This window comes from Mycolicibacterium sp. Y3 (assembly GCF_051188035.1).
Classification (GTDB): domain Bacteria; phylum Actinomycetota; class Actinomycetes; order Mycobacteriales; family Mycobacteriaceae; genus Mycobacterium; species Mycobacterium fluoranthenivorans.
Genome location: NZ_JAVQLT010000001.1, coordinates 4,022,690 through 4,038,926 on the forward strand (window position 1 = coordinate 4,022,690; position 16,237 = coordinate 4,038,926).

General features: G+C 68.9%; 18 protein-coding genes. 2 read left to right on the plus strand and 16 right to left on the minus strand.

The genetic code is table 11. The annotated features are described in order from the left end of the window. Positions 1-15: 15 nt before the first annotated feature. From QN239_RS19535 to QN239_RS19560, 6 genes are all read right to left on the minus strand, one after another. Positions 16-243 (minus strand): 4Fe-4S dicluster domain-containing protein, encoded by a 228-nt coding sequence (locus QN239_RS19535; protein ID WP_024452855.1) that lies wholly within the window; start codon positions 241-243, stop codon positions 16-18. Between the two features lie 16 nt (positions 244-259). Next, complete coding sequence (locus QN239_RS19540; protein ID WP_499012817.1) at positions 260-1,000, minus strand: GntR family transcriptional regulator; 741 nt, start codon at positions 998-1,000, stop codon at positions 260-262. A 195-nt stretch (positions 1,001-1,195) separates the two neighbouring features. Next, entirely contained in the window at positions 1,196-1,723 is a 528-nt protein-coding gene (locus QN239_RS19545; RefSeq protein WP_499012818.1) for a hypothetical protein, read from the minus strand. Between the two features lie 5 nt (positions 1,724-1,728). Beyond that, on the minus strand, positions 1,729-2,205 hold the full coding sequence (nusB, locus tag QN239_RS19550; protein ID WP_499012820.1) for a transcription antitermination factor NusB: 477 nt from the start codon (positions 2,203-2,205) through the stop codon (positions 1,729-1,731). Positions 2,206-2,246: 41 nt separating this feature from the next. Continuing rightward, a complete protein-coding gene (gene efp / locus QN239_RS19555) occupies positions 2,247-2,810 on the minus strand; it encodes an elongation factor P (RefSeq protein ID WP_499012821.1) in 564 nt (187 codons plus the stop codon). A gap of 19 nt (positions 2,811-2,829) precedes the next feature. After that, complete coding sequence (locus tag QN239_RS19560) at positions 2,830-3,924, minus strand: M24 family metallopeptidase (RefSeq protein ID WP_499012823.1); 1,095 nt, start codon at positions 3,922-3,924, stop codon at positions 2,830-2,832. Positions 3,925-3,957: 33 nt separating this feature from the next. Here QN239_RS19560 and QN239_RS19565 point away from each other — a divergent pair, with 33 nt between their 5' ends. Next, the gene (locus QN239_RS19565; protein ID WP_499012824.1) at positions 3,958-4,527 is read left to right on the plus strand and encodes a B-4DMT family transporter; all 570 of its coding nucleotides are present in this window, start codon (positions 3,958-3,960) and stop codon (positions 4,525-4,527) included. Here QN239_RS19565 and aroB read toward each other — a convergent pair. From aroB to alaS, 8 genes are all read right to left on the minus strand, one after another. Then, on the minus strand, positions 4,524-5,600 hold the full coding sequence (gene aroB, locus QN239_RS19570; RefSeq protein WP_167159178.1) for a 3-dehydroquinate synthase: 1,077 nt from the start codon (positions 5,598-5,600) through the stop codon (positions 4,524-4,526). The genes QN239_RS19565 and aroB overlap by 4 nt on opposite strands. Before the next feature lie 4 nt (positions 5,601-5,604). Next, on the minus strand, positions 5,605-6,240 hold the full coding sequence (locus tag QN239_RS19575; protein ID WP_090364453.1) for a shikimate kinase: 636 nt from the start codon (positions 6,238-6,240) through the stop codon (positions 5,605-5,607). A gap of 3 nt (positions 6,241-6,243) precedes the next feature. Further along, entirely contained in the window at positions 6,244-7,440 is a 1,197-nt protein-coding gene (gene aroC / locus QN239_RS19580) for a chorismate synthase (protein WP_499012827.1), read from the minus strand. A gap of 74 nt (positions 7,441-7,514) precedes the next feature. After that, positions 7,515-7,931: a prepilin peptidase gene (locus tag QN239_RS19585; protein ID WP_499012829.1), complete on the minus strand. Its 417-nt coding sequence runs from the start codon at positions 7,929-7,931 to the stop codon at positions 7,515-7,517. Between the two features lie 9 nt (positions 7,932-7,940). Then, entirely contained in the window at positions 7,941-8,780 is an 840-nt protein-coding gene (locus QN239_RS19590) for a shikimate dehydrogenase (protein WP_499012830.1), read from the minus strand. Beyond that, positions 8,758-10,002 (minus strand): endolytic transglycosylase MltG, encoded by a 1,245-nt coding sequence (gene mltG, locus QN239_RS19595; RefSeq protein WP_499012832.1) that lies wholly within the window; start codon positions 10,000-10,002, stop codon positions 8,758-8,760. Before mltG ends, QN239_RS19590 begins: the two co-directional genes overlap by 23 nt. Beyond that, a complete protein-coding gene (ruvX, locus tag QN239_RS19600) occupies positions 9,995-10,489 on the minus strand; it encodes a Holliday junction resolvase RuvX (protein ID WP_167159171.1) in 495 nt (164 codons plus the stop codon). Before ruvX ends, mltG begins: the two co-directional genes overlap by 8 nt. Positions 10,490-10,494: 5 nt before the next feature. Beyond that, a complete protein-coding gene (gene alaS, locus QN239_RS19605) occupies positions 10,495-13,185 on the minus strand; it encodes an alanine--tRNA ligase (RefSeq protein ID WP_499012834.1) in 2,691 nt (896 codons plus the stop codon). A gap of 179 nt (positions 13,186-13,364) precedes the next feature. On the opposite strand from alaS, the gene QN239_RS19610 reads away from it, so the two are divergent. Beyond that, on the plus strand, positions 13,365-13,988 hold the full coding sequence (locus QN239_RS19610; RefSeq protein ID WP_499012836.1) for a hypothetical protein: 624 nt from the start codon (positions 13,365-13,367) through the stop codon (positions 13,986-13,988). Positions 13,989-13,996: 8 nt separating this feature from the next. Here the strand turns inward: QN239_RS19610 and QN239_RS19615 are convergent, their stop codons facing one another. Both QN239_RS19615 and QN239_RS19620 read right to left on the minus strand, forming a co-directional pair. After that, positions 13,997-15,331, minus strand: coding sequence for a replication-associated recombination protein A (locus QN239_RS19615; RefSeq protein ID WP_499012838.1), 1,335 nt, complete (start codon positions 15,329-15,331; stop codon positions 13,997-13,999). 33 nt (positions 15,332-15,364) lie between these two features. Further along, positions 15,365-16,228 carry a DUF3097 domain-containing protein gene (locus QN239_RS19620; RefSeq protein ID WP_499012840.1) on the minus strand — a complete coding sequence of 288 codons (864 nt, stop codon included), beginning with the start codon at positions 16,226-16,228 and terminating at the stop codon, positions 15,365-15,367. Positions 16,229-16,237 lie beyond the last annotated feature (9 nt).

The following is a 16,237-nucleotide window of genomic DNA, read 5'->3' on the forward strand; positions in this document are numbered from 1 at the left end:
CAGGTCCTTTGGCGGCTAACGGATGAGGTAGGGCATGTTGACGGTGACGGCACCGGTGGGACAGCGGGCCGCACACGGCCCGCAGTACCAGCACTCGTCGACGTGCATGTAGGCCTTACCGTTGTCCGGGTTGATCGCCAGCGAATCCATCGGACAGATCTCGACGCACAGCGTGCAGCCCTCGATGCAGAGGGATTCATCGATGGTCACCGGCACATCGACGCGGGTGTTCACCAAAGCCATGTCAGCTCCTGATCGGCTAGTTTCGGAAAAGATTGCCGCGCATGGTGATCCGGTCACCACGCATGCGGATGTACTCGAGGTCGACGGGACGCCCGTCACTCAGGCTGGTGAGCCGCTCCAGCATCAGCAGCGCCGCGCCGTCGGGTACCGCCAGGGTCGCCGCGGAATGCGGGTCAGCCGAAATCGCCTCCAGGGCAAGGGTTGCCGAGCCCAATCGCTGGCCGCTGACCTGCTCGATGAGCGTGAAGACGTCGTTGCTTTCCAGGGGGTGTTCGACCACCAGATCGCCGATATCGGGCACCAGATAGGTCAGGTCCAGGGACAGTGGCAGATCGCCGAGGTAGCGCAACCGCTCGATGTAGACCACCTGGGTGCCCGGCGCCAGGGCGAGCTTGCGCGCCACCGCCGGCGGTGCGGCCATCCGCAGCACGGCGCGTACCTCGTTGCGCACCTCGCCGTAGTCCTTGAAGGTCTCCTTGAGCCCGACCAGTGCGTCCAGTCCGTGGTCGTATTTGCGCACCGCGACGTGGGTGCCGACCTTGGTGCCGCGGTCGATCAGCCCCTCGTCTTTGAGCACGGTGAGCGCTTCGCGGATGGCGTTGCGCGACACCGAGAAATCCGCGGCGAGTTCGCCCTCGGCGGGCAATCCGTCCGGATAGCCGCCGGCGTGGATGTGGTGGCGGAGCACATCGGCGACCAACCGGGCCTGGTCGGCGCGGGACCGGCGGATCGGAGTGGGCTCGGGGGCTGGTGGCACCCACCCACCGTAAGGGTGCCGCGGGGCCGGTTTCGGGGCGCTGAGCGGCTGCGATGCGCGCGAGAACCGATTGCGCCGCCTGTACCGGGACGGATACCTGCCACGTACCAGCCCTAAATCTCGGCGATGGTGCTATTGCGCCACCTGCGCGGCGCCACCGGCAGTTCGGATCGTGCTGAGCCTAACGCTGGGCGCTCACATCGACCGCGACAGCACCCGGCCGAATTGCAGCAGCCGCTCCATCTGCGCCAGCCCGCCGTTTCCGACCGACTTGGTATAGCGGAACGACTCGCAGTACAGATCGCTCTCGGTCGCCGACGTCTGGCGGGCCCGGGTGACCAGTTGGGTGTACATCCGCAGCCGGACCTCCGAGAGCCTGCGGGTCCCGTCGTCGAGCACGTCGAACTCGGTGCTCAGGATGTGGTCGGTGATCGTCGACAACAGGATGGTCCGCACCGAGGACGCCAGCTGCCGGCGATCGTCGCGGTACTCGTCATCGGCGCGCCACATGATCAGCCGACGGCCGTCGGTGGCGACCACTTCCTGCCACAGGGCGCTGCCCCAGGACTCCTCGCTCTCGCCGCGCGACATGATGAACGACGCGATACCGGGGAATTCGACGACTGACTTCAGCTGTTCCAGGGCCAGCTCGGGGTCTCGCAGATACACCATCGCAGCGTCCTGCACGCTCATATAGGGCGCCCAGTCCTGAGGTGCATTCATCGCGTCTAGTGCTCCTGGGGCCCGCGCAGCGCCGCGGCTGCGGCCCGGATCTGCGGCGTCACCAGCATCACCTGGCCCAGCACCCCGTTGACGAATCCGGGTGAGTCGTCGGTGGACAGCTCCTTGGCCAGCTCGACGGCCTCATCCACCGCGACCGGCTCCGGCACATCCTGCGCATGCAACAGCTCCCACACCGCCACCCGCAGGATGGCGCGGTCCACGGCGGGCAGCCGGTCCAGCGTCCAGCCCTGCAGGTGGGCCGAGATGAGTTCGTCGACGTGCTCGGCGTTGTCGGTGACGCCACGCGCCACCGTGACCGTGTACGGGTTCAGCGGATTCATATCGGCCTGAGAGTGGGACAAGGCGTTGCGCCCGTCGGCCACCTCGGCGGCCGTCAGGTGACGGGCCTCGGCTTCGAAGAGCAGGTCGACGGCGCGCTTGCGGGCCTGATGCCGACCGCGGTCGCCCTTGCGGTCAGACATTCCCGTCGCTCCGCCCGCCCAGGACACCCGTTCCCAGGACGTCAGGCATTGACCCTTCCCAGGTAGCTGCCGTCACGCGAATCGACCTTCAGCTTGTCGCCGGTGTTGATGAACAGCGGAACCTGAAGTTCGGCGCCGGTCTCGACGGTGGCGGGCTTGGTGCCGGCGCTGGACCGGTCACCCTGCAGACCGGGCTCGGTGTGGGTGACGATCAGTTCGACGGTGACCGGCAGTTCCAGGTACAGCGGTACGCCCTCGTGGAAGGCGATCTGCACCACCATGCCCTCGAGCAGGAAGCCGGCCAGCCGACCGACCAGCGCCTCGGGCAGCGGGTGCTGCTCGTAGTCTTCCGAATCCATGAAGACGAAGTCGGCACCGTCGCGGTACAGGTAGGTGGCATCGCGGCGGTCGACGGTCGCGGTCTCGACCTTCACCCCGGCGTTGAACGTCTTGTCGACGACCTTGCCGGTCAGCACGTTCTTGAGCTTGGTACGCACGAAGGCCGGGCCCTTACCTGGCTTGACGTGCTGGAACTCGGTGATCTGCCACAACTGGCCCTCGAGGTTGAGGACGAGTCCATTCTTGAAGTCGGCGGTTGATGCCACGGTCTGTACAGCTCCTAGATCAGTTAACGACGACCAGTTCCTTGGGGAACCGGGTGAGCAACTCGGGTGTGGGTGCGTCCTGGCTGCCCACGACCAGGGTGTCCTCGATGCGGACACCGCCCCGGCCGGGCAGGTAGACGCCGGGCTCCACGGTCACCGCAGCGCCAGCAAGCAGTGTACCGACGGATGACGCGCTGATTCCCGGCGCTTCGTGGATCTGCAGCCCGACCCCGTGTCCGAGCCCGTGCCCGAAGTTCTCCGCGTACCCGGCATCTGCGATGACCTGCCGCGATGCCGTGTCGACATCCTTGAGTGCGGCGCCGGGCACCAGTGCCTCGCGGCCGGCCCGTTGGGCGGTGGCGACCAGGTCGTAGATCTCGCGCTGCCAGGTGGCCAGGGGGGCCAGCACGAAGGTGCGCGTCATATCCGAGTGGTAGCCGGCCACCAGCGCGCCGAAGTCGATCTTCACGAAGTCACCCGGCGCCAGCACCGTATCGGTCGGGCGGTGGTGCGGGATCGCCGAATTCGCCCCTGCGGCCACGATCGTCTCGAAGGACACCCCGTCGGCGCCGTGGTCGAGCATCAGCGACTCCAGCTCACGGCCCACCTCCTTCTCGGTGCGCCCGGCGCGCAGCCCGCCGTCCTCGACGAGCTCGCGCAGCGCGGCGTCGGCGGCCTCGCACGCGAGCCGCAGCATCGCGATCTCCCCCGCGTCCTTGATCTCGCGCAGCCGTTCCACCATGCCGGCCGCCCGGACGAACTCGATGCCCTCGGCGGCCCGTTCCAGCAGACCGAACCCGTCGACGGTCACCACATGGCTTTCGAAACCGAGGCGGCGGATACCGGTGGCGGCGGCGCGGCCGGCCAGATGCGGTCCGCAGGCGCGTTCGATCACCAATTCCGCGTCGGGAGCCTGCGCCGCGGCCTGCGTGACGTAGCGGCCATCGGTGGCCAGCAGCGGCGTGTCGTCGTCGGCACGGATCAGCAGCGCGGCGTTGGAACCGGTGAAACCCGACAGATAGCGCACGTTGACCAGGTCTGTTACCAGTATCGCGTCCAGCTTCGCGATGGCCAGCCGCTGCCTCAACCGATCCCTGCGCTGCGAAATCGTCACGACCGCTGACGGTACTCGCTACGCTGTGCCCTCATGAGTAAGTGGTTGCTGCGTGGACTCGTGTTCGCGGCGTTGGTGGTTGTCCTGCGATTGATCCAGGGTGCGCTGGTCGACGCCTTCCCGACGCACGCCGGTCTGATCAGCCCCGCGCTCGGTTTGTTCCTGGCGGTCCCCGCTCTGGTCTGGGCATATTTCGACGGCCGCGCCGACGCGAACGCGCAGTCCGACCCGGACCGCCGCGCCGATCTGGCGATGGTCTGGTTGCTGGCCGGTCTGGTGGCCGGCCTGCTGGGCGACCTGGTCACCTGGTTCATCGGGCTGATCTACCCGGCGGTCTACACGGGCAATCTGATCAGTGAGTTGACCTCGTTCGCCGCGTTCACCGCCCTGCTGGTCTTCCTGGCCGGTGTCGTCGCGGTGACCATCGGCCGGTGGAACGTCGACCGCAAGGCGCCGCCGTACGAGCGCCGCCGCGAAGGTGATGACCGCGCGGACACCGACGTGTTCGCCGCGGTGGCACCCGCGCCCGTCGGGGCGAGCGAAGCGACGGGAAGACTATCCGAGACGGGCGAAGAGCCCACCACCGCCATCGAGAAGAACTAGCTTCCGACCACCGAGTACGCCGCGACCAGCAGGCTGGGATCGGGTCCTTCCAGACGTCCCGGCTTGGCCAGGCCGTCGAGCACGACGAACCGCAGGATGCCGGACCGGTTCTTCTTGTCCCCCGCCATGTACTCCAGCAGTTGAGGCAGCGCGTCGGGGTCGTAGCTCACCGGGAGCCCGAGGGCGGTGAGCACCCGGCGATGACGGTCGGCGGTGTCGTCGTCGAGACGCCCCGCGAGCCGGCCGAGTTCGGCGGCGAAGATCAGTCCCACCGACACCGCGGCACCGTGACGCCACTTGTAGCGCTCGCGGCGTTCGATGGCGTGTGCCAAGGTGTGTCCGTAGTTGAGGATCTCGCGTAGCGCCGATTCCTTCTCGTCGGCGGCGACCACCTCGGCCTTGACCGCGATCGCGCGCCGGATCAACTCGGGCAGCACGGATCCGGACGGATCGATCGCGGCTTCGGGGTCGGCCTCGATGAGGTCCAGGATGACCGGGTCGGCGATGAACCCGGCCTTCACGATCTCCGCCATACCGGCGACGATCTCGTTGCGGGGCAACGTCTGCAGGGTCGCCAGATCCACCAACACCGCCAGCGGCTGGTGGAAGGCGCCGACGAGGTTCTTGCCCGCGTCGGTGTTGATACCGGTCTTGCCACCGACGGCCGCGTCGACCATGCCGAGCAGCGTGGTGGGCACGTGCACGATGTCCACCCCACGCAGCCAGGTGGCCGCCGCGAAGCCCGCGACATCGGTGGCCGCCCCGCCGCCGAGGCTCACCAGGGCGTCCTTGCGGCCCACCCCGATGCGGCCGAGCACCTCCCAGATATAGCCGACGACGGGCAGTTCCTTACCGGCTTCGGCATCCGGGATCTCGACGCGGTGCGCATCGATTCCCTTGTCTTCCAGGTGCTTACGAATCGCTTCGGCGGTCTGGGTGAGCGTGGGCTGGTGCAGTATCGCCACCTTGTGCCGACCCGCCAGCACCCGGCCCAGATCCTCGAGCAGGCCGGTGCCGATGATCACCGGGTACGGCCGGTCCACGAGGACATCCACGGTCACCGGGTCTGTCACGGATTCACTCATTGCGCGCCTCTGCTCGTTTGGCCAGCGCCGCGGGGGTGGGCGGCGCATCTGTGGTGGGTGCCGGGTTGAGGATGGTGGGCCGCCGCCACGCGGGGCGCCGGCGCCGGCGTGAACGGTGATTCTGGCCGCAGCCGTCCAGCCTGGTGACGATGTGGCGGACCACGGCACCGGGGTTGCGCCGATTGGTGTTGACCCGCATGGTGGCCACCTCGCGATACAGCGGGACCCGCTCAGCGATCAGCGTGCGGTACCGCTCCCCCGGATCATCACCGGCCAACAGCGGTCGCCCGCTGCCGCTGGTGCGGCGAATGCCTTCTGCCGCACTGATTTCCAGATAGATGACGGTGTGCCCGGCCAGCGCTTCGCGGACCGCCGGGGTGGTGATGGCGCCACCGCCGAGCGAGACCACACCCTCGTGTTCGGCCAGTGCCGCACGCACCACGTCGGCTTCGATCCGGCGGAACTCCTGCTCGCCCTCGGTGAAGATCTCGGCGATGCTGCGGCCCGTGGTCTCCACGATCTTGGCATCGGTGTCCAGCAGCGGCACCTGCAGTGCCTTGGCCAGCCGCCGCCCGATGGTGGACTTGCCGGAACCCGGCATCCCCACCAACACAGCCTTGGGCGCCATGGGCTATCCCGCCTGAGGTTCGCGTTCGCGGACCGCCGCCAGGTAGCTCTCGATATTGGCCTTCGTCTCGTCCAGCGAGTCGCCGCCGAACTTCTCCAGCGCGGCCCGGGCCAGCACCAGCGCGACCATGGTCTCCACCACGACACCCGCGGCGGGCACCGCGCACACATCGGAGCGCTGGTGGATGGCCACCGCCTCCTGGCCGGTGGCCATATCGACGGTGGCCAGCGCGCGCGGCACCGTCGAGATCGGTTTCATCGCGGCGCGTACCCGCAGCGGCTGACCGTTGGTCATGCCACCCTCCAGACCGCCCGCGCGGTTGGTGGACCGCAGCACGCCGTCGGGACCGGGGTACATCTCGTCATGGGCGACACTGCCGCGCCGGCGCGCGGTCTCGAAACCGTCGCCGATCTCGACGCCCTTGATGGCCTGGATACCCATCACCGCGGCAGCCAACTGGCTGTCGAGGCGGTTGTCGCCGCTGGTGAACGAACCCAGCCCGATCGGCAGACCGGTGACCACCACCTCGACCACACCGCCGAGGGTGTCGCCGTCCTTCTTGGCCGCCTCGATCTCGGCGATCATGAGCGCTTCGGACTGCTCGTCGAAGGCGCGGACCGGGCTCGCGTCGATCCGATCCAGATCCTGCGGCAACGGCGAGGGGCCGTCGTACGGCTTGGCGGCGCCGATGGCGATGACATGGGAGATGACCTCGACGCCGAGGGCCTGGCGCAGGAACGCGCGGGCCACGGTGCCCGCCGCCACCCGGGCGGCGGTCTCGCGGGCGCTGGCCCGTTCCAGCACCGGGCGGGCGTCGTCGAAGCCGTACTTGAGCATGCCCGCGTAATCCGCGTGGCCGGGGCGGGGGCGGGTCAGCGGGGCGTTGCGCGCCGCGTCACCGTCCAACCGGTCCGCGTCGACGGGGTCGGCGGCCATCACCGTCTCCCATTTGGGCCATTCGGTGTTGCCGATCTCGATGGCGATGGGACCGCCGAGCGTGACCCCGTGTCGGACCCCGGCGAGCACCGTCACCTGGTCCTTCTCGAACTTCATCCGCGCGCCGCGGCCGTAGCCGAGGCGGCGGCGCTGCAGTTGGGTCCCGATATCGTCGGAGGTGACGGACAGTCCCGCAACCATGCCTTCAACCATCGCGACCAGGGCACGGCCATGGGATTCACCAGCGGTAGTCCAACGCAACACAGGTGTCATTCTCCCATGCGGGTATCCGCGCGACCCAATCCGTTAACCCGGCCGGCACAGGCGCGCCTCCAGGGCTACACCCACACCAGGGCGACCGATGCTGCGGTGGCCGCGCACATCGACGGCCCGTGGGGCACCGGATCACGCCGGCCCGTGGCCAGAGCGGTCAGCGCCACGAGTCCGGTCAGCATCGGGGCCCCCGCGGCGGCCAGCATCCACACGTCGGGGCCGAACGCCCCCGTCAACCCGCCCACCCCGATCGCCAGCTTGACGTCGCCGGCGCCCAGGCCGGCCGGCGCGGCGAGGTGCACCAGCAGGTACACCGCCGTCAGCGCCGCCGCACCGGCGAGTGCAGGCCAGCCCCGGCCCGCCGTGGCAGCGCCACCCAGCACCACGACGGCCCCGGGCAGTGTCAGCACATTGGGCAACCGGCGCTGCCGGATATCGAAGGCGCTCAAGGCGATCAGCCACCCCGCCACCAGCGCCGCCACCTCTCGAGGCTAAAGGCCGGCCAGCGCCTGCCTCATCACCTCTTTCGGGGCCGGCTGCCCGGTGAACTGCTCCACCTGGGCGAAAGCCTGGTTCAGCAGCATGTGCAGCCCGCTGATCACCCGGCCGCCTGCTGCCGACACCGCGCCGGCCAGCGGGGTGGGCCACGGATCGTAGATCGCGTCCAGCAGCACGGGTACCCCCGCGACGCTGGGCGCGTAGGCGGCGGCGACCTCTGCCGGCAGCGTATTGACCACCACATCTGCCCTGATCGGCGTGCCCAGTTCGACCCAGTGCACGGTCACACCGAGGGGTTCGGACAGCGCCACCAGCGGCGCCGCCTTGTCCGCGTTGCGGGCGACGACGGCGATATCGCGGACCCCGAGGGAGGCCAGGCCCACCACCGCGGCCGGGGCCGTGCCACCGGAGCCGAGCACCGCCGCACGCGCGCCGGGCAGGGCATATCCCCCGTCGCTTCGCTCGCCCACACCCTCGAGCGCGCCGACCACCCCGTCGATATCGGTGTTGTCGGCCCGCCATCCCGAGGGTGTGCGCACCAGGGTGTTGGCCGAGCCGACGAGCGCGGCGCGCGCGGTGTGTTCGGCGGCGAACCGCAGCGCCGCGAACTTGCCGGGCATGGTGACCGACAGCCCGACCCACTCCGGGCCCAGACCGGCGACCAGGGCGGGCAGCTGCTCGGCGGTGCACTCGATGCGCTCGTAGGTCCAGTCGGTCAGCCCCAGCGCACGGTAGGCCGCCAGGTGCAGATCTGGCGAACGCGAATGCGAGATGGGTGAGCCGAGAACCGCTGCTTTTCGGCCGGCCCGGCTACCGTGCACTGTCGAGGACACCGTTGTGCTTGGCCAGCTCGATATTCGCCAGGTGCTGCTCGTAGTCGCGGGTGAACAGCGTGGTGCCCTGCATATCGATGGTCACGAAGTACAGCCAGTCCCCCGGTGCCGGGTTCTCGGCCGCGGCCAGGGCGGGTTGTCCCGGCGAGCAGATCGGAGTGGCTGGAAGCCCCTCGGAGGCATAGGTGTTCCACGGTGTGACGCGTTCGCGATCGGCGTCGGTGGTGGCCACCTCCTGGCGGTCCAGCGAGTAGTTGACCGTGGAGTCGAACTCCAGCTTGCGGTGTTCGGCCAGCCGGTTGTAGATCACCCGGGCCACCTTGGCGAAGTCCTGCGGTTTGGCCTCGCGCTGCACCAGCGACGCGACCACCAGGATCTGGTACGGCGTCAGATGGGTGGCGGCCGCGGCGTCGAGCAGGCCGTTGGCCTCGTACTGCGCGGTACTCGCCTTGATCAGGCTGGTGAGGATGTCCTGCGGCGTGCCGGAGGGGTTGACGTTCCAACTGCCCGGCGCGATCAGTCCCTCCAGCCGGCGGTGGTCGGCTCCCATCGCCGTCACCGGGGCGGTGGCCCAGTTCGGCACCGCCAGCGCCGCCAGATTCCCGGTGGCGGCGACGTTCTTGAGATCCGCGGCCGGCACACACTTGTGGTCACCGTCGATATCCACGCAGGAGGCTTTCGAGATCAGCGTGAAGATGCCGTCGGTGACCGCATTGGTCTTCACATCGGCGACATCGTCGAGCTGCCGGCCCTCGGGGATCACCAGCTGACCCACCCGGTTCTTCGGGTCCGCCAGCCGGGTGACCGCCCCGGATGCGGGAATCTCGGTGCGGAGCTTGTAGAAGCCGGGCTGAATCGCCGCGATGGCCTGATTACCCGACGCGGCCTCGACGAACGCCTTGGCCGAGGACACCACGTTCTGCTGCTGCAGCGTCTGGCCGATCGCGGTGGTCGAGTCCCCGCTGTGCACCTCGACGACGACGTCGGCGGTGCCGTCACCCGCGAAATCGCTGCTCGAACCGAACATGCCGTGCCACATCCGTGAGCCCAGGAACACCACGACGAGCACGACGGCGACGAGCACCACCACCGCCATACCGCTGTAGAACCGCCGGCGCCGCTGCATGCGGCGCGCGCGGGCCCGCGAGGCGCGGCTCATCCGCCGTCGCGGCGGTCCCACGGCGACGGGCTCGTGACGGTCGGTACCCCAGTCGTCAGTCATCGGCAACCCCTAGTCCGGACCGGCGCTGGTCCAACCAGGTCTGCAGAATTGCTACTGCGGCAACCTGATCGACCATGGTCCGCTGGTTCTTGGCTCGGATACCTGCATCCCGCAGTGAACGTTGTGCGCTCACCGTAGTCAGTCGCTCATCGACGAGGCGCACCGGTGTCGGGGCGATTCGTGCGGCGATGGTGTCGGCCAGCTCGACGGCGTCGTGCGCCGAGGAGCCGGCCCGGTCGGCGAGCGTACGCGGCAGTCCGACCACGACCTCGACGGCCTCGTGTTCGGTGGCGAGTTTGACCAGCCGGCGCAGGTGACGTCCGTCGCGCTCGCGGCGGACGGTCTCCAGCGGAGTGGCCAGGATGCCGTCGGGATCACAGACGGCGACACCGATGCGGACGGTGCCGACATCGATACCGAGCCGGCGACCGCGGCCGGGATCATCGGGACCCGGCCGGTCCGGCAGACGCTCGGTACCTTCTCCCACCCGGCTCAGCTCCGGGCGATCTCTGCGCGTAGCGCGGCCAATGCCGCGTCGATACCCGCCGCCCCCTTGCCGGAACCCTGTGCCAGATCGGCCTTGCCGCCCCCACGGCCGTTGACCGCCGCACTCAACTGCTTCACCAGGTCGTTGGCGCTCAACCCGAGGTCCTGAGCACCCGCGTTGACCGCCACCACGAACGGCACCGTGTCGTCCTCGCCCTCGGCAATCAGGGCGACGACACCGGGTTCGGTGCCCAGCTTGCCCTTGATATCGCCGACCAGGCTGCGCAGGTCACCGGCGGAGATCCCGCCGGCCATCCGCTGGGCCACCAAGCGCACCCTGCCGACGGTCTCGGCGCCCGCGGCCGCGTTCACCGCGGCCGCCCTGGCATTGGCCAGCCGGACCCGGTCGAGTTCCTTCTCGGCCACCTTGAGCCGCTCCACCAGATTGGCGACGCGGGCCGGCACCTCCTCCGACGGCACCTTCAGCGAGGACGCCAGCCCGGCCATCAGGGCGCGTTCCTTGGACAGGTGCCGGAACGATTCCAGCCCCACATAGGCCTCGACGCGGCGCACACCCGACCCGACGGAGGATTCGCCGAGCAGCGTGACCGGACCGATCTGGGCGGAGCTGCGCACATGGGTGCCGCCGCACAGTTCCAGCGAGAACGGTCCACCGATCTCGACCACCCGCACCTCGTCGGGGTAGTTCTCGCCGAACAACGCCATCGCGCCCATGGCCTTGGCCTGCTCGAGTCCGGTGTTGAAGGTGTTCACCGCGAAGTCGGCCTGCACCGCCTCATTGGCCACCGTCTCGATCTCGGTGCGCTGGTCCTCGGAGAGCGCACCCTGCCAGTTGAAGTCGAACCGCAGGTAGCCCGGCCGATTCAGCGAGCCGGCCTGAACGGCGTTGGGCCCCAGGATCTGCCGCAGTGCGGCATGCACCATATGCGTGCCCGAGTGGCCCTGGGTGGCGCCGTGGCGCCACTGCGGGTCGACCTCGGCGGTGACGGTGTCGCCCTCGACGAACTCGCCGGACTCCACCGTGACCCGGTGCGCCCACAGGGTCTTGGCGATCTTCTGCACATCGGTGACGGCCGCTTTGGCGGTGCTCGAGGAGCCGGTTCCGCTGATGGCGCCCTCGTCGGCGATCTGCCCGCCGGATTCGGCGTAGAACGGGGTGCGGTCCAGGATCAGCTCGACCCGATGGCCCCGCGCGCTCTCGTGATCCACCACGGGAACCCGCTTACCCTCCACAAAGATGCCGAGAATCTTTGCCTGCGAGGACAATTCGTCAAATCCGGTGAACTCGGTGGGACCGGCGTCCACCAGCTCGCGGTAGGCGGACAGATCGGCATGGGCCTGTTTGCGCGAAGCGGCGTCGGCCTTGGCGCGTTGGCGCTGCTGTGCCATCAGGCCGCGGAAACCCTCCTCGTCGACGGTCAGGCCGGCCTCGGCGGCCATCTCGAGGGTGAGGTCGATCGGGAAGCCGTAGGTGTCGTGCAGGGTGAAGGCGTCATCACCGGACAGCGTGGACTTCCCGGCGGCCCGGGTGGCCGCCGCGGCGTCGTCGAACAGTCGGGACCCAGCGGCCAGGGTGCGGTTGAACGCCGTCTCCTCAGCCACCGCGATGCGGTTGATGCGCTCGAAATCGGTCACCAGTTCCGGGTAGGACGGCCCCATCTCGTCGCGCACCGTGGCCATCAGCTCGGCCATGATCGGGCGTTCCACGCCGAGCAGTTTGGCCGCCCGGATGATGCGGCGCAGCAGCCGGCGCAGCACGTAGCCGCGGCCCTCGTTACCGGGGGTGACCCCGTCGCCGATGATGATGGCCGCGGTGCGGCTGTGGTCGCCGATGATCCGGTAGCGCACATCGTCGTCGTGGTTGCCCTGCCCGTATCCGCGGGGCGCGATATCGGCGACGACGTCGATGACGGGACGGACCAGGTCGGTCTCGTAGACGTTGTCCACGTTCTGCAGCAGGCAGGCGATGCGCTCGATACCCATACCGGTGTCGATGTTCTTGCGCGGCAGCGGCCCGAGGATCTCGAAGTTCTCCTTCGAGGTGCCCTCACCCCGCTCGTTCTGCATGAACACGAGATTCCAGATCTCGATATAGCGGTCCTCGTTGGCCTCGGGACCGCCGTCGATGCCGTACTCGGGCCCACGGTCGTAGTAGATCTCCGAACAGGGTCCGCACGGCCCGGGGATGCCCATCGACCAGTAGTTGTCGGCCATCCCGCGGCGCTGGATACGCTCGGCCGGCAGGCCGGCGACCTCCTGCCACAGGCCGATCGCCTCGTCGTCATCGAGATAAACTGTCGCCCAAAGCTTTTCGGGGTCGAACCCGTAGCCGCCTTCGGACACCGGGTTGGTCAGCAGCGACCAGGCCAACTCGATGGCACCCCTCTTGAAGTAGGCGCCGAACGAGAAGTTGCCCGCCATCTGGAAGAAGGTGTTGTGCCGGGTGGTGATACCGACTTCTTCGATATCGGGGGTCCGGATGCATTTCTGCACGCTGGTGGCGGTCTCGTACGGCGGGGTGCGGGCACCCAGGAAGTACGGGACGAACTGGACCATGCCGGCGTTGACGAACAGCAGGTTGGGGTCATCGAGGATCACCGAGGCGCTGGGCACCTCCGTGTGTCCCGCCTTCACGAAATGATCGAGGAAACGTTTCCTGATCTCGTGTGTTTGCACGTGCTGCTGTCCTTCATTCGCTGGGCCGGTGGTCGACCGCATAACACTACCGGGAACCGTGTTGACCGCCTGCGCGGTGCGCAGCCAATGACTATTGTGCGTGGCGCAGCGCGGGAGGACAGTGGTGGGTGACCGGTGGCGCCGCCGGGGCGCTGCCCCGAACCAAGAGGGGGTGGACCGTGTTCGCACGTTCTACCACGGTGATGGCGCGCCTGGACAAGATCGACGCCGGCATCGCTCACGTCCGAGACGAGGTCATGACCGCATTGCCGGAACTGCCCGGCTGGGTCGGATTGTCTCTGATGGTCGACCGCGAGTCCGGCCGGTGCATCGTCACCACCGCCTGGGAATCCGAGGAGGCGATGCGCTCCAGTTTCGAGGAGACGGCGCAGATGCGGAACCAGGTTGCCAACGAGTTCGGCGGCACCGCGTGGACGGAGAACTGGGAGATCGCCGTCCTGCACCGCACGCACAGTTCCGACAGCCGGCGGGCATGTGTGCGGGCCACCTGGGTGTCGGTGCCGTTGGATCTGATCGACGCCGGGATCGACTATTTCCGCGGCGCGGTCCTGCCGCAGGTGGAGCATCTGCCCGGGTTCTGTAGTGCCAGCCTGATGATCGACCGGGCCACCGGGCGCGGGGTCTCGTCGGTGTCGTTCAGCAGCCACGACGCCATGGTGGACAACCGCGACCAGGCCACCGCGCTGAAGATGGCGTCGATGCGCGCGGCCGGGGCGTCCGAGGTCGACGAGGCCGAGTTCGAACTGGCCGTCGCCCACCTGAGGGTGCCCGAACTGGTCTGACCGGCCCGTCAGCGGGTGCGCCGCACGATGGCGCGCAACTTGTCCAGCCGGGTGGTGATCTCGCGCTCGGCGCCGTGCGTGGTGGGCCGGTAGTAGTCGGTTCCCACCAGTTCATCCGGTGGATACTGTTGGGCCGCAACACCACCCGGCGCGTCATGGGCGTACTTGTAGCCGACCGCATTGCCCAGCTTCGACGCCCCGGAGTAGTGCCCGTCACGCAGGTGCGGCGGCACCAGGCCGGCCTTGCCCGCCCGGATATCGCCCATCGCCTGCCCGAGCGCGGTGGTGACGGCGTTCGATTTCGGCGCGGTGGCCAGGTGCACGGTGGCGTGTGCGAGCGTCAGCTGAGCCTCGGGCAGCCCGATCAGCGCCACGGTCTGCGCCGCGGCCACCGCGGTCGGTAGGGCGGTCGGATCGGCCATCCCGATGTCCTCGCTGGCCAGGATCATCAGCCGGCGTGCGATGAACCGCGGATCCTCTCCGGCCGTCAGCATCCGGGCCAGGTAGTGCAGCGCGGCATCCACATCGGAGCCGCGCACCGATTTGATGAAGGCGCTGATGACGTCGTAGTGCTGGTCCCCGTCGCGGTCGTAGCGCACCGCGGCCTGGTCCAGCGACTGCTCGACCACCGCGACGGTGATCTGTTCGCCCGCCTCGGACGCCACCTCGAGGGCGGTCAGCGCCCGGCGCGCGTCGCCGGCCGACAGCTTCACCAGCAGTTCCACCGCGTCGTCGTCGATCCCGACCGCGCCGCCTAGGCCGCGCGGGTCGGCGACGGCCCGGCGGATCACGGTGCGGATGTCCGCCGCGCCCAGCGGCTGCAACTGCAGGATCAGCGACCGGCTCAACAACGGCGCGACGACGGAGAACGACGGATTCTCGGTGGTGGCGGCGACCAGCAGCACCACCCGGTTCTCGACGGCCGCCAGCAGCGCGTCCTGCTGGGTCTTGGAGAACCGGTGCACCTCGTCGATGAACAACACCGTCTGCTCGCCCCTGATGAGGGCGTGGCGCGCCTTGTCGATGACGGCGCGGACCTCTTTGACGCCGGCCGACAGCGCCGAGAGCGCCTCGAACCGGCGGCCGGTGGCACCGGAGATCAGGGACGCCAGCGTGGTCTTGCCGGTGCCGGGCGGCCCGTACAGGATGACCGACGCGGCACCGGAGCCCTCGACCAGGCGGCGCAGCGGTGAACCCGGTTTGAGCAGGTGCTGCTGGCCGACGACATCGTCGAGAGTGGCGGGACGCATCCGCACCGCGAGCGGGCTGGCGGCCGACGGCGCGTCGATGCCGGCCGAGGACGACTGCTCCCCACCCGGTACGTCGAACAGGCTGTCAGACACGCCTTCTGCTTACCACGCCGCACCGACCGCAGCTCAGGGCTGCACTGTGACGAAGTCGATGAGTTCCTCCACCCGGCCGATCAGTGCAGGTTCCAGGTCGTTCCAGTCCCGCACGCGGCCGCGGATGCGCTGCCAGGCCCCGGCGATATCGGCCTGCGTCGCGTGCGGCCAGCCCAGCGCCTCGCAGATCCCGTGCTTCCAGTCGGTGCCCCGGGGGATCACCGGCCACTGCGTCATGCCCAGTCGTTCGGGTTTGACGGCCTGCCAGATGTCGATGAACGGATGCCCGACCACCAGGGCATGCTCACCAGCGGAACCTTTCCCCGTCGCTTCGCTCGCCCAGGCCCCACGGCGCACGGCGTCGGCGATCCTGGACTCCTTGGATCCCTGCACCAGGTGGTCGACCAACACCCCGAGCTTGCGGCCGGGCCCGGGCCGGAACTCCGCCACGATCCCGGCCAGATCGTCCACACCACCCAGATACTCGACGACCACACCCTCGATCCGCAGGTCCGCGCCCCACACCTGCTCGACGAGCTCGGCATCGTGGCGGCCCTCGACGTAGATCCGGCTGGCCAGCGCCACCTTGGCTTTCGCCCCGGACACCGCGACCGAGCCGGATGCCGTGCGCACCGGGGCCTTGACCACCTTCGGCACCGTCAGGATGACGGGTTTGCCCTCGACCAGGAATCCCGGGCCCATCGGAAAGGACCGGACCCGGCCGTTGCGGTCCTCCAGCTCCACCCGGTTGTTCCCGACCCGCACCACCGCGCCGACGAACCCACTGGTCGGTTCCTCGACCACCAGGCCCTTGTCCGCGGGATGTTCCACCGAGCGAACCCGCTTCGGGGTGTGCGGGTTTCGGGCCAGGATGTCGGAACCGTAACGATCACTCACCCGCGCGAT